The organism is Microbacterium sp. CSI-V (genome assembly GCF_001984105.1).
Taxonomy (GTDB): Bacteria; Actinomycetota; Actinomycetes; order Actinomycetales; family Microbacteriaceae; genus Microbacterium.
In genome coordinates this window covers 25,506-38,011 of sequence record NZ_MTQM01000003.1, presented here as the reverse complement: position 1 = coordinate 38,011, position 12,506 = coordinate 25,506, and the positions used below count along the sequence as shown (strand labels likewise).

General features: G+C 68.3%; 14 protein-coding genes. 10 read left to right on the top strand and 4 right to left on the bottom strand.

All coding sequences use genetic code 11. From position 1 onward, the window contains the following. Positions 1–11: 11 nt before the first annotated feature. Genes kdpB through CSIV_RS00230 form a run of 3 tightly spaced genes read right to left on the bottom strand, consistent with a single transcriptional unit; the run spans position 12 to position 3,940 of the window. The gene (kdpB, locus tag CSIV_RS00240; protein ID WP_077049436.1) at positions 12–2,174 is read right to left on the bottom strand and encodes a potassium-transporting ATPase subunit KdpB; all 2,163 of its coding nucleotides are present in this window, start codon (positions 2,172–2,174) and stop codon (positions 12–14) included. Between the two features lie 3 nt (positions 2,175–2,177). Beyond that, a complete protein-coding gene (gene kdpA, locus CSIV_RS00235; RefSeq protein ID WP_077049435.1) occupies positions 2,178–3,851 on the bottom strand; it encodes a potassium-transporting ATPase subunit KdpA in 1,674 nt (557 codons plus the stop codon). Beyond that, positions 3,851–3,940, bottom strand: coding sequence for a potassium-transporting ATPase subunit F (locus tag CSIV_RS00230; RefSeq protein ID WP_077049434.1), 90 nt, complete (start codon positions 3,938–3,940; stop codon positions 3,851–3,853). Before CSIV_RS00230 ends, kdpA begins: the two co-directional genes overlap by 1 nt. Positions 3,941–4,356: 416 nt before the next feature. On the opposite strand from CSIV_RS00230, the gene CSIV_RS00225 reads away from it, so the two are divergent. The 3 genes from CSIV_RS00225 to CSIV_RS00215 all read left to right on the top strand — a co-directional run bounded on the left by CSIV_RS00225 (position 4,357) and on the right by CSIV_RS00215 (position 6,063). Further along, positions 4,357–4,968 carry a hypothetical protein gene (locus CSIV_RS00225; protein WP_139340550.1) on the top strand — a complete coding sequence of 204 codons (612 nt, stop codon included), beginning with the start codon at positions 4,357–4,359 and terminating at the stop codon, positions 4,966–4,968. A 100-nt stretch (positions 4,969–5,068) separates the two neighbouring features. After that, positions 5,069–5,539, top strand: coding sequence for a hypothetical protein (locus tag CSIV_RS00220; protein ID WP_077049432.1), 471 nt, complete (start codon positions 5,069–5,071; stop codon positions 5,537–5,539). 107 nt (positions 5,540–5,646) lie between these two features. Next, positions 5,647–6,063, top strand: a complete 417-nt coding sequence (locus CSIV_RS00215; protein ID WP_175627527.1) for a hypothetical protein — start codon at positions 5,647–5,649, stop codon at positions 6,061–6,063. 65 nt (positions 6,064–6,128) lie between these two features. Here CSIV_RS00215 and CSIV_RS00210 read toward each other — a convergent pair whose 3' ends face one another. After that, positions 6,129–6,647: a DUF6611 family protein gene (locus CSIV_RS00210; RefSeq protein ID WP_077049430.1), complete on the bottom strand. Its 519-nt coding sequence runs from the start codon at positions 6,645–6,647 to the stop codon at positions 6,129–6,131. Between the two features lie 374 nt (positions 6,648–7,021). Between CSIV_RS00210 and CSIV_RS00205 the strand changes: the two genes are divergently transcribed. The 7 genes from CSIV_RS00205 (at position 7,022) to CSIV_RS00180 (ending at position 12,505) form a co-directional block, all read left to right on the top strand. Further along, a complete protein-coding gene (locus CSIV_RS00205) occupies positions 7,022–9,493 on the top strand; it encodes a DNA translocase FtsK (RefSeq protein ID WP_077049429.1) in 2,472 nt (823 codons plus the stop codon). 96 nt (positions 9,494–9,589) lie between these two features. Beyond that, positions 9,590–9,883, top strand: a complete 294-nt coding sequence (locus tag CSIV_RS00200; protein ID WP_077049428.1) for a hypothetical protein — start codon at positions 9,590–9,592, stop codon at positions 9,881–9,883. Between the two features lie 4 nt (positions 9,884–9,887). Then, complete coding sequence (locus tag CSIV_RS00195; RefSeq protein WP_077049427.1) at positions 9,888–10,457, top strand: hypothetical protein; 570 nt, start codon at positions 9,888–9,890, stop codon at positions 10,455–10,457. Beyond that, positions 10,457–10,621 (top strand): hypothetical protein, encoded by a 165-nt coding sequence (locus tag CSIV_RS18190; RefSeq protein WP_175627526.1) that lies wholly within the window; start codon positions 10,457–10,459, stop codon positions 10,619–10,621. The genes CSIV_RS00195 and CSIV_RS18190 overlap by 1 nt, the downstream gene beginning before the upstream one ends. After that, on the top strand, positions 10,621–11,163 hold the full coding sequence (locus tag CSIV_RS00190) for a DUF6611 family protein (RefSeq protein WP_077049426.1): 543 nt from the start codon (positions 10,621–10,623) through the stop codon (positions 11,161–11,163). The genes CSIV_RS18190 and CSIV_RS00190 overlap by 1 nt, the downstream gene beginning before the upstream one ends. After that, positions 11,160–11,969, top strand: a complete 810-nt coding sequence (locus tag CSIV_RS00185; RefSeq protein ID WP_077049425.1) for a hypothetical protein — start codon at positions 11,160–11,162, stop codon at positions 11,967–11,969. Before CSIV_RS00190 ends, CSIV_RS00185 begins: the two co-directional genes overlap by 4 nt. Continuing rightward, positions 11,969–12,505, top strand: coding sequence for a hypothetical protein (locus CSIV_RS00180; protein ID WP_077049424.1), 537 nt, complete (start codon positions 11,969–11,971; stop codon positions 12,503–12,505). The genes CSIV_RS00185 and CSIV_RS00180 overlap by 1 nt, the downstream gene beginning before the upstream one ends. Position 12,506: the final 1 nt, after the last annotated feature.

Here is a 12,506-nt window from a genome sequence, read left to right as displayed (position 1 = left end):
ACGATCCCGGGTCAGAACCCGGGGATGAGGCGCACGACGAGGTCGATGAGCCAGATGCCGATGAAGGGGGTGATGATCCCGCCGAGTCCGTAGACGAGCAGGTTTCGGCCGAGGATCTTGGATGCGTTCGCCGCGCGGTACTTCACGCCGCGCAGCGCGAGGGGGACCAGGACGATGATCACGATCGCGTTGAAGATGATCGCCGAGAGCACCGCAGAGGCGGGGGAGTGCAGCCCCATGATGTTCAGCGCCGCCAGGCCCGGGAACACACCCATGAAGATCGCCGGGATGATCGCGAAGTACTTCGCGATGTCATTGGCGATCGAGAACGTGGTCAGCGCCCCGCGGGTGATGAGCAGTTGCTTGCCGATGCGCACGATGTCGATGAGCTTGGTCGGGTCGGAGTCGAGGTCGACCATGTTGCCGGCCTCCTTCGCGGCCGACGTGCCGGTGTTCATCGCCACCCCGACATCCGCCTGCGCGAGCGCGGGCGCGTCGTTCGTGCCGTCGCCGGTCATCGCGACGAGGTTGCCGCCCTCCTGCTCCTTGCGGATGTAGGCGAGCTTCTGTTCCGGAGTGGCCTCAGCGAGGAAGCCGTCCACGCCCGCCTCCCGTGCGATCGCGGCCGCGGTGAGCGGGTTGTCGCCGGTGACCATCACGGTGCGGATGCCCATCGCACGCAGTTCTGCGAACCGCCCGGTGAGTCCCTCCTTCACGATGTCCTTGAGGTGGACCACACCTAGCACCCGGCCCTCGCCGGAGGGGTCCTTCACGGCGACGACCAGCGGGGTGCCGCCGGACTGTGCGATGCGTTCGGTGTGGTCCTCGAGCTCGGCCAGCTCGCTGGACGGCAACCTCCTCCCCTCCGATTCCAACCATGCGGTGACGGCGGACCCGGCGCCCTTGCGGATCTGAGCACCGTCGGGAAGGTCGAGACCGGACATGCGGGTCTGCGCGGTGAACGGGACGATCTCGCCGGCGGTGCTCGTGTCGACGTCCTCGCCCTGGGCGCGGGCAAGGTCGACGATCGAGGTGCCTTCCGGTGTCGGGTCCGCGAGGGACGAGACGGCGGCAGCGTGGACCAGTTCTTGCTCACGCACCCCGTCCATCCGGACGAACTCGCTGGCGCGCCGGTTGCCGTAGGTGATGGTGCCGGTCTTGTCCAGCAGCAGGGTGGTCACGTCGCCGGCGGCTTCGACGGCGCGTCCGGACATGGCGAGCACGTTGCGCTGCACGAGCCGGTCCATGCCCGCTATGCCGATCGCAGAGAGCAGTGCACCGATCGTCGTTGGGATGAGGCACACCAGCAGCGCGATCAGCACCGTGATGCTGGCCGGGCTGGCGGCGTAAGACGCTATGGGGTTGAGGGTGAGCGCGACGACGACGAACACGATCGACAGGCTCGCCAGGAGGATGTTCAGCGCGATCTCGTTCGGCGTTTTCTGTCGAGCAGCGCCTTCGACCAGGGCGATCATGCGATCGACGAAGGTTTCGCCGGGCTTGGAGGTGATGCGCACGACGATCCGGTCGCTGAGCACCCGGGTGCCGCCCGTGACGGCGGAACGGTCGCCGCCCGATTCGCGGACCACGGGTGCGGACTCGCCGGTGATCGCGGACTCGTCCACGCTTGCGATTCCCCACACGATGTCCCCGTCCCCGGGGATCAGTTCACCGGCGGAGATCACCACGATGTCGCCGAGGCGCAGGTCCGCGGAGGACACATCAGTGGTCGTCGCCTGTTCGGCGCCGGCATCCGTGGCGGAGTCGTACCCATCGATTCGGTGGGCGGTGGTGCTGGTGCGTGTCTTGCGGAGCGTGTCCGCCTGCGCCTTCCCGCGTCCTTCCGCCACGGACTCGGCGAGGTTCGCGAACAGGACGGTCAGCCACAGCCAGATCGCGATCACCGCGGTGAATGGCCACGGCACCTCGGTGCCGCCGGAGGGTGCTGGACCGCCGAGGAAGGGTTCCGCGATCGCGAGCACGGTGGTCAATGCCGCACCGACCCACACGAGGAACATGACAGGGTTACGCCATTGGGCGCGCGGATCGAGCTTGCGGAACGCGCCCGGGAGGGCAGCCCGCACCTGTGCCCAGGTAAAGGCCTTCCGCGGTGCCCGCGGGGCATCGCCCCGGGAAGGGGCAGGGGATTCGGGGGTGGGTGTGATGGTGGTCATGGTTTACAGCAGCCCTTCCGCTAGGGGACCCAGCGTGAGAACGGGGAAGAAGACGAGCGCGGTCACCAGGACCGCTGTGCCGACCACGAGGCCGATGAACAACGGTCGGTGGGTCGGGAGGGTGCCGGCGGTGGCCGGTACCTTGTCCTGTGCGGCCAGGGAACCGGCCAGGGCGAGAACGAGGACGATGGGCACGAACCGGCCCAGCAGCATCGCCACGCCCAGCGCGGCGTTCAGCCACGGCGTGTTCGCGGTGAGGCCGGCGAACGCGGACCCATTGTTGTTGGACGCGGACGCGAACGCGTACACGAGCTCCGACAGGCCATGGACGCCGGGGTTCCATATCGAGGTCGTTTCCACGTCCTCTCGGACTCCGGGGATCGCGAAGCTGAGGGCGACACCTCCCAGGAGCAGGGTCGGCATGACGAGGATGTACAGGCTGGCCAGCTTGATCTCGCGAGGCCCGATCTTCTTACCCAGGTACTCGGGGGTGCGTCCGACGAGGAGCCCGGCGATGAACACGGCGATCACTGCGATGATGAGCATCCCGTACAGACCCGCCCCGACACCTCCAGGGGCGATCTCGCCGAGCATCATGTTCAGCATCGGCATCATGCCCCCCAGCGCGGTGTAGGAGTCGTGCATCGAGTTGACCGAACCGGTGGAGGTCAGTGTGGTGCCGCTCGCATACAACACGGATTGGACCAGACCGAACCGGGCCTCCTTGCCTTCCATGGCGGCACCCGCGAGTTGCGGGGCGGTGCCGTTTCCGGCGAACTCGAACGCGGCCAGCGCGCCGAGCGAGACGACGAACAGGGTGCTCATCGCGGCGAGGATGGCGTAGCCCTGGCGGTTGTCGCCCACGATCCGCCCGAACGTGCGCGGGAGCGAGAACGGGATGAGCAGCAGGAGGAACACCTCGAAGATGCTCGTCCACGCCGCGGGGTTCTCGAACGGGTGGGAGGCGTTGGTGTTGAAGAACCCTCCGCCGTTCGTGCCGAGCTCCTTGATCGCCTCCTGCGACGCGACGGGACCGCCGGGCAGGACCTGTGATCCGCCGGATACGGTGGTGATGTCAGTGAACCCGGCGAAGTTCTGCACGACCCCTCCGGCGAGCAGGACGATCGCCGCGATCACGGAGAACGGCAGGAGGATGCGGAACGAGCCGCGCACCAGGTCGACCCAGAAGTTGCCGATCGTTCCGGTGCGTCGATAGGCGAACCCGCGCACGAGGGCGATCGCGACGGCGATGCCGGTCGCGGCGGAGACGAAGTTCTGCACCGTGAGTCCTGCGAACTGCACGGTGTAACCGAGGGTGAGCTCGGGGGAATATGCCTGCCAGTTCGTGTTCGTCACGAACGAGATCGCGGTGTTGAACGACAGCCCCTCCGGGACAGCGGGGAGACCCAGAGCGTAGGGAAGCCACTGCTGGGTGCGCTGCAGCAGGTAGAGCAGCAGGACCCCGACAAGGGAGAACAGCAAGACTCCGCGCAGATACGCTTGCCAGGTCTGCTCGGACCTGGGGTCAGCGCCGATGACGCGGTAGATCCCGCGTTCGACCTTCCAGTCCTTCCGAGAGGTGAAGACCCAGGCCATGTAGTCGCCGACGGGGCGGTACGCGACGCCCAGGAACAGGATCAGAGTCGCCAGGCTGGCGGCAAGGAACAGCCACTCCATCAGAACTTCTCCGGCTTCACCAGAGCGGTCACCAGATACACCAGCGCCGCGAGGCCGAGGGCAGCGGCGAGCAGGTCGAAGACGATCACAGCTTCTCCACCGCCTTGCCGATCAGACCGACCAGCGCGAACAGGACGATAACGCCCAGCACGTACACGATGTCGAGCACGAGGAACTCCATTCGAAAGCTGTCGAACCCCCGGGCGAGGGCCGCGCGTCGTTCAGACGCAACTCCCGATCAAACACCTGCGCTCACGGCGAAATCACAGCCCTAACGAAACGCATACGGCCACCCGTCGAAAGCTAACGGCCGTCCATACATCCCCGACGTCCCGCGCCCTCCCCGATGCCGGCGACCACCTCCGCCCCGAGTGCTCATACCCCGCCCGGCTTCTGCTCGTCATGTCAGCAGACCGTGAGCAATCCGGGCGAAGCGGGCCGTTCCGCGCATGTATTCCGTTCGGACCCCACCGATCGTGCGGATGGGCGGGCTAGGACAGACGGTGTGACTCTCACCGATATCGTCCCCACGCTGCGACGCACCCTTCCCGTTCCACTTCGGGCGAGGGCTTGGCCGGATCACACGACGCCGACGACGACCGACGTGGTCGTCGCCGGAGTGTCGATGCGGCGTCTGGCCGAGATGTGCGGCACCCCCTGCGTCCACAACACTGACCGCATCATTCGCACGAACCCCCGCCAGGCCGAGGTGCTCCGCTCGGACGTGTCGGTCGTCATCACCCGTGTCGTGATGACAGTGAACAACCTCGACTCCCAACGCGTCATCCTCATCGACGCGAACTTCAGCGACGTCCCTGCGGTGTGGTCCGAGGCGCGCCTGATCGACCGGATCTCCGCCGCCGCGTCGGCTCCTGGCATCTTGCTGGCCGCGGAAGCAGCCGCCCCGGCCTACCCGTCTCCTCCGGTGCGGCTTCCCGCCGACCTCGCCGAAGGCGACCTGCTGGCACTGCCGTGCGAAGGCACAGTGCCCCTGGGGCGCGTGCGTCCGGTGCCACTGCCGCGCCATGACACAGCACCGTTGTCTCCGGCTATCGCGGTGTCCCCGGCCATCGACATCGCCCCAGGTCTCTTGTCCGCCCTGACCCCCCAGCTCTGAAACGGAGACAGTTGACGTGACTCTGTTACACACCATCCTCAGCGCCCGACTCCTCCGGAACCGGATCCCTGCAGCGACGCCGCGGGCACACGGGTGGCCCATGGACACCGTTCACACTCGCGAGGACGTGCTGGTCGGTGGGCACTCGCTGCTCGGACTCGCCACGACGCGGGGCACACCCGCGGTACTCATCCACCCCGCCGGACACCCCGAACGGACTGGAGGTTCTGACGCCTATGTCACCCTCGTAATCACGCGTGTCCTCGCTGTCGCCGGGGACACGCGCGGCGCGTTGCACGTCCGCGTCGACGGCGACATGACGGAAGTCACCCCGGACTGGGCGGGGTCGACCGTGCTCGGCCGCCCCGACGCTGGCAGTCGGGCGCCCGCCAGCATCGAAACGATCGGAGCAGCACCGCTGCCGGGTGAGGTGCCCCAGGAAATCCAGGCTGGGGATCTTCTGGTCGTCCCGTGCGCGGGAACGATCGCGCTGGCCACCGTACGGCACCACCCCGCCACGACCCCAAACGAAAGAAACTCGATGGAGACGTGGACGCGATGCGCGAAATGACCTTCCGCACCTCCACCTCCGGCAGGATGTGCTTGCTGACCGGCGGATCTCTACATGGACCCGACGCAGAGCAGCCGGCTACGGACAAAGGTGCGAGCTCTTCGTTCGTGGGCGGCATCGTGTGGGGGATCCAGCTGGAGGACAGCGCAGCGGGGCTACAGGTACGCAACCGCCTCCGCGGTTCCTGGCGGCCCATTCGCGATGTGCTGCGTCGCTCGCCGACCGTGCATCATGTGATCGTGCTGTACCGGCGGGGTCCCGGCCATCGCCCTCGCTCCTGCAAACGGTTCGCTTACGCGGCGGCCACAGACTTTCACGCGCGGGCCGAGAGAGAACTGGGGTGGGACGTCGATGTCGTCTTTATCGACGTGACCGACTGCGCGTCCCACGCGCGGCTGAACGCTCGGCTTCTCCAGTACGTCCGCACGCACCCTTCCCCCAATATCTGGGGCGCGCTCTCGCTGGACTGGGCGGACGTCCGTGACCGATCCGTCCACGACGTGGCCGCGGAGATCTTCGCCTGATCGCGGCCACACCGCGATCGAAACCAGGCGGGGGCGATGTCCTCTGCCCGACGGCCAGCCGATGGCTAGCCGTTTCGTTGCAGACTGAGCAGTGTCACCTCGCCGAACACGTTACGCCAGGCTCTCGTGTACTGGTCTGCCGTGATCGTTCCCGCGCGACGGGCGCTCGCTGCTTCCGTCATCGTCTCCGCGAGAGCCTCGAGATGAGTCTGCGCCCGGGAACGATCGTGGTCGGGCGAGATCGCCGACGTGCACACCCAGATGGATGCGGACTTGCGACGGACCCCGATCGTCCGGGAAGACAGAACCACCCGGCCGATCACGAAGAGGCCTGCGATCGACAGCAGCGTCAGCTCGGGCGACGCCCCGGTTCCCAGCAGAACGATCGCGGCGATAACCGCGCCGCCTATGCCGAGGGGGGTGAGTGTGCGAGACGCGTCGGCCCAGAGACGTTCCCGGTCGAACGAGTCGGGCGGGTATACGACCAGATGCGTCGTGACGCTGCCATATCGGCCGGTGGACCGGGATATGTGCCCCCACCGTTGCGTGCCGACAACCTCCGTGGATGAGTACTGGCCTGCCATGGGGAAGTGAGGACTGTCGGGGTCCGCGCGTTTCGACACGCATACAGCTTTGTCGCCCACGTGGCTTCCCCGCGTGCGTCCTCACACAACCCATGCGCGAATCCGCCCAATACTCACGTCGATCCAAACACGGGCCGTTCGGCCGAGGTGACTCAGATGCATATGCCGCTTCGACGAACTACACATCCGCTGGCGCTGATACCGCCACCGTCGAGGTGCCCCCAACGGCCAAGCAGCGCGAAGACGCGGAAGGCGATCACAGGATCGGTGGCACGGACGACAGAATCACTGTCATCGGACAGTCCGATCTAGAGGGGTTGGCGATACCTATGCATCTATGAGGCGCCATGTTGGCGTCGGGATGCGAGGAGACGATGTTGCGCACCGAGATCCGGCCCGAAGTGGTCGAGGAGATCGCCGTCCGAGCGCTGCCGCGGCGCCCGTGGATCTGGCCCGGGAGGCTCGCCCTGATCCTCGGCGCCGCGGTCATCGTGATCGGGATCTACGGCGTCACCGGCAACGACAAGATGATCCCGATCACCATCGCCGCCACGGTGATCGTCGCCGCGCTGGTGGTCGTCTTCGGTGTGCGCCGCTGGATGCGCGGCCGCTCCATCGACAAGATGATCGAGGCCGTCAACGCCGTCGTCCGCGCGGCCGCCCCGACCCGCGACCTGGTCCGCCCGTCCCGATGGAAGGGCGGATGGATCGGATACCCGACCCGGATCAAAGTGACCTACCCCGCCGACGTCGTCGACGCCGACCCGAAGTTCCTCGAGTCGCTGGTCGGCCAGGTCACGAACCGGATGGGCATCCCGTACCGGATCAAGAAGAACAACTCGAAGACGTGCGTCGTCACCCTCGAGCTCGACACCACCGAGGAGGCCGCCGCCCCGGACCGCGACCACGCGAAGATGGAGAGCATCGTCCAGTCGATCGTGCCGGGCATGACCGTCCGGGAGATCACGCGCAGCGAGACCGACGAGATCTCCGCGATCCAGCTGCGCTGGCCTTCGTCGCAGACCTCCCGCGTCAGCACGAGGTTCATCCAGAAGAAGCTGACCGACGCGATCCAGATCGCCGTCGGCGAGCCCTTCGACACCGAGTTCGACTTCACCCAGGAGCGGGCCGTGTCCGCTCCGCTCGTCCCGTTCCCGGATGTCATCCCGCACCCGGCCCGCGATGACGCCGAGCCGATGAAGGTCGCGTTCGGGCAGTTCCGTGACGGCACCCCCTGCATCTGGAACCTCGACGACCCGCTCCCGCACGTGCTCATCGTCGGCGGCACCGGAGGTGGAAAGACCGTCCTGCTGCTGTCGATCCTCACCGCCCTCCCGAACGGGCTCCGCCGAGACGCCTTCGGTCAGTGGGTCCGCGACGAGGAGGCGATCGCCGCCGAGGTCTGGCCGATCGACCCGAAGAGGCTCGGCCTGTTCAACCTGGACCTGATCCCCGGCGCCAAGCGTGCCGCCACCCGAGAGTCCGCGATCGTCGACTACATCCTCGGCGTCAAGCAGAAGATGGACGACCGGTACGAGTACCTCGAGAAGAACGGGCCGCACCTGCGCGCCGAGCTCAACCCGCTCATCCTCGTCGTCGACGAGGGCGAGGAGATGGTCGACATGCTCAACGACTGGTGGCGATCCGGCGACGGCAAGCTCGACTGGATGATGCGGTTCGGCCTCGAGAAGGCACCCACCGGCAGCACCCACCCGGTGATGACCGCGTTCGGATCCATCCTCCGCCTCGGCCGAGAGGGCCGGGTGCACGTCATCCTCGCTTCGCAGCAGGCCGCCTCGTCCTGGCTGAGCACCTCGAGCCGATCCCAGTTCGCGGTCCGCATCGCGCTGCGCAACCTCGAGCAGTCCACGTCGATGATGACCTTCGGCAGCCTCGCCGCCGTCTCCGGTCTCGAGAACCGGCCCGGCCGCGCGTGGGTCAGCGTCGGCATGGGCATGCAGCCCGAGCACGCGCAGATCTACTGGACGCCGAAGCTGGCACCCGGCATCAACGACGCCGACCGCGAGATCCTCCACGGTCTCGGCATCCTGCTCCCCGACGATCCCGGGTTCGTGGATCCCCGCGCACGTGTGGTCGTCGACGACGAGCTCGACGACGATGACGATGAGCTCGACGACGTCGACGGGGCCGACGACCAGGTCGACGACGTCGACCAGGAGGCCGACGACCAGGAGAGCGCCGAACCGGTCGCCACCGGCGAAGACCTCGAGCTGCTGCTCGCCGCGGCCGAGCTCATCATCACGTCGCAGTTCGGATCCACCGCCATGCTGCAGCGCAAGCTCCGCGTCGGGTTCGCCAAGGCCACCCGGATCACGGAGCTGCTCGAGGAGCAGAAGATCCTCGGCCGCGCTCGAGGGTCGAAGGGGCGCGAGGTCCTCGTCGGACCTGACGAGCTCCCCACCGTTCTCGCCCAGCTGCGCGGCGAAGCACCGCAGCCCGCCGCCGAGCCGCCGGCGCCCGTCCAGCCGCCGGCGCCCGTCCAGCCGCCGGTGCCCGTCCAGCCGCCGGTGCCCGTCGAGCCGCCGGCGAAGCGGCGCCGCCCCCGCCCGTCCGAGAACGTGCGATTCGTCCCGACCGAGGTCGAGGAGATCACCAACCGCGGTGGCGCCGACATCCAGACCTTCGACGTCGCGGTCGCAGAGCTCGAAGTGGGAATGGACATCCTCGTCGACGTCGACGGGATCTCGTGCCGCGCCACGATCGACGGCATCGACGTCGACACCAACGCACCCGACTGCCTCTCGATCTCCTACATCACCGAGGACGGCGACGGCCGGACCCTGACCGTCCCCGAAGCCGAGAGCGTCTCCGCGATCCTCTCCTGAAAAAGACGAAACCGGCTGTCCGATCTGAGCCGATCCTCGCACCTATGGGTGGTGAGGTCGCACCCGCGGCCTCACCACCAAGAGGAAGACCGGACCATGGCCACCACGCAGCAGCAGCCTGACACCACAGACGACTGGATCGCCCTCCTGATGCTCCTCACCGGAGTGTCCGGCATGGGCCTGTTCTCCCTCGGCACCTTCGTCGCCCCGGCCCGCGACCTCGCCGTCCAGTGGGGACTCCTCGTTCGCGGCGATGCCGTGCTGATCCCGCTCATGGACGGTGTCGGCCTCGACATCTGGCGGACCCTGATCCTCGCCGGCATCTTCGTGCTGTTCGTGGCCGGGTCGATCGCGATCGCCCGATCCCGCCGCCGCCGCGAAGGGCGGTAATTCGATGTGCGATCCGCGCCCCGGAGCCCGCTGCAGCGCCGACACGATCAAGGAGCTGCAGGCTGCTGAGCAGCGCCGCACCACGGCGCAGCTTGAGGCGACCGAGCGACCCGACGACGTCGGCGCCCAGCAGCGACTGCAGCTGGCGGAGGAGAAGGTCGCTCGCAAGCTCGCCGCCTACGACTCCTCACCTCGGGGCCAGTCCGATCTGCGAGCCGCGATCGCTGCAGCCGCCGACCCCTCCGCGGTCGACGTCGACGAGCTGCGCACTCGGCTCGTCACCGGGCGGATCACCCGCGTCGACCAGAAGCGAGCACTCGCCCGCTCCCGCGGCGGATCCGGGCTCGACGAGGCACGCGAAGCCGACAAGGCGCTGCGTCGGCTCCGCCACCCGGCGCCGCCTGCCGAGATCACCGAGACGCCGGCGCTCGGGTTCTACGTCCTGACCGAGTCCGGCGCCGACCGCTACACAGACGCCGGCGCCGCCCGCGCCGCCGCGGCCGCCGCGGGCGCCGCCACCTTCTACGACGCCCAGACCGGCGACCAGGTCGCCACTCACCGAGGAGAGCACTGATGAGCGAGAGCAAGATCCACGGACCCATGGAGGGCAGCCGCGCCGCGTGCGGGCGACGGGACTCCGCCATCGACCACAGCTGGGCCACCGTCACCTGCGAGGACTGCAAAGCCGCTCGCCGGTCGGACGAGGCGCAGCTCGCTCTCGCAGGGGCGGCGCGCTGATGGTCACCTTCCACAACCGCGACCCGCGCCCCGCACGGCCGAAGGAATCGTTCCGCAGCGGACGGATCGACTTCGACCGCATCAGTGCGCAGACATTCGGCAGCGCCACCATCCAGCTGCTCGTCTTCCGTCCGGGAACGACCGCGGCCGAGCGCATCAAGGTCGGCGTCTACTGCCAGCTCGTCGTCAACAAGCTGTGGGCCTTCGTCGCCGTGCTCGCGGTGCTCCTCACGCCGGCGCCGATCCGCGCCGGCGGAATCTGGTGGTCGCTCGGGTTCGGAGCCTTCGTCACCGCCGCGATCGTCGCCGGGGCGTGGCTGCTCGCCCGGCCGACGCTCGCCGACGCGCACGGCATCCGTGTCCGAGCACGGGGGACCAAGCGCGGCCCCCAGTTCTCCGGCGACATGGACCTCCTCGAGCAGTACGCCGACCGGCTCAGCGCGCTCGAGTCCGCAGACCTCAACCCGGTCGACCACGAAGCCGAATGGGCGCGCATCTACGACGACCTCTCCACCACCAACCGAGCAAGGAGCAACTCATGACCGACCGCATTCAGACCTGGCTGGACGCCCACCCGCGCACCCGCTTCACCGGCCGCATCGCCGTAGCCTCCGCCGGGGCGCTGCTCTACATCGGGTTCTTCACGTTCGGGTTCGGGATCCTCGGCGCGGTCGCCGCCGGGCTGATCATCCTGGTCGTGAACCTCGCCGGCCCCATCCCGTTCACGACCTTCGACGCGGTCTGGGGAGCGTGGTCCGGCTTCCTCTGGCTGGGCGCGATCGTCGGAGCGATCGCCGGCCTGATCCGCACCCTGCTGCGCGTGGTGCGCACCGACCCCACCGAGCGGCGCGGGCGCGCCGTGATCGCCCGCGACCTGGTCGCGCAGGCAGTCGTCGCGCAGCGGATCGGCGCCGAAGACATCGACCTGCAGCTCGGGATCCTCGACGGCGGCGACGTGCAGTGGTCCCAAACCGTGACGCTCGCCGGCGGTCCCTCCGCAGCCGATCAGGCCTTCGACCGCCTCACCGTGCAGCTCGCCAACCCTTCGCTCGCCAGCCAGGACTGGCTGGGCTACGAGCAGCGCCGTGCCTGGTTCGAGGAGATCTCGCGCACGGCCGAGGAGATCGTCATCCGCCGTGCCGCGGCCGGATCCGCCACGGCCGACGCCGCCGCGCTCATCACGTCCGCCGCGCAACGCGCCCGCACGATCCTCGACGAGACCGACGATCTCGTGATGACCGCAATCCGTGCGGAGCTGCGCGCCGCCGGCAGCATCCGCAACGCCCGATTCCAGAGCCTCATGCGCCCGATGATGGAGGAGCGCGTCGAGGCGGAAGCGTTGTTCTGATGACCACGTTCACGGAGCCGGTGCGCGTCGTGCCGCTCGGCTACACCACCCGCACCGCTGCCGGGATCCGACTCACGATCGGCGATCGCCCCGGCGCGACGAAGCACGAGTACACGATCAGCCCGGACGTCGACGAGTACCTCACTGCGCTCGACATCCGGGCCCTCTACCGAGATCTCACCGAGACCGACCGTGACCTCCTCGGCGCGCTGCACGACAGCAGCATCGTGGCGGTGTGCCCGATCTCGGACGGGCTGCCGGTCGTCCCCGTCGCTCGCCGCCAGCTGACCCTGGCCGAGCACCTCGGCGCCAACTGCACCGTGAGGTTCGGTGACGCCGGCGAGGAGACGGTCGTGTCCGCGATGGGCGGCCGCATCCTGCGTCTGGTCGACGGCGACCGCACGCTGCAGCAGCTGGTCGACGAAGTCGAGCACACCAGCGCCGTCGGCGTCGCGGTCGACGTCCTCGCCGAGGCCGCGGCGCTGGCCCAGACCATGCGCACGGCCGGCGCCCTGACCTTCGAGCCGGCGAGGTGAT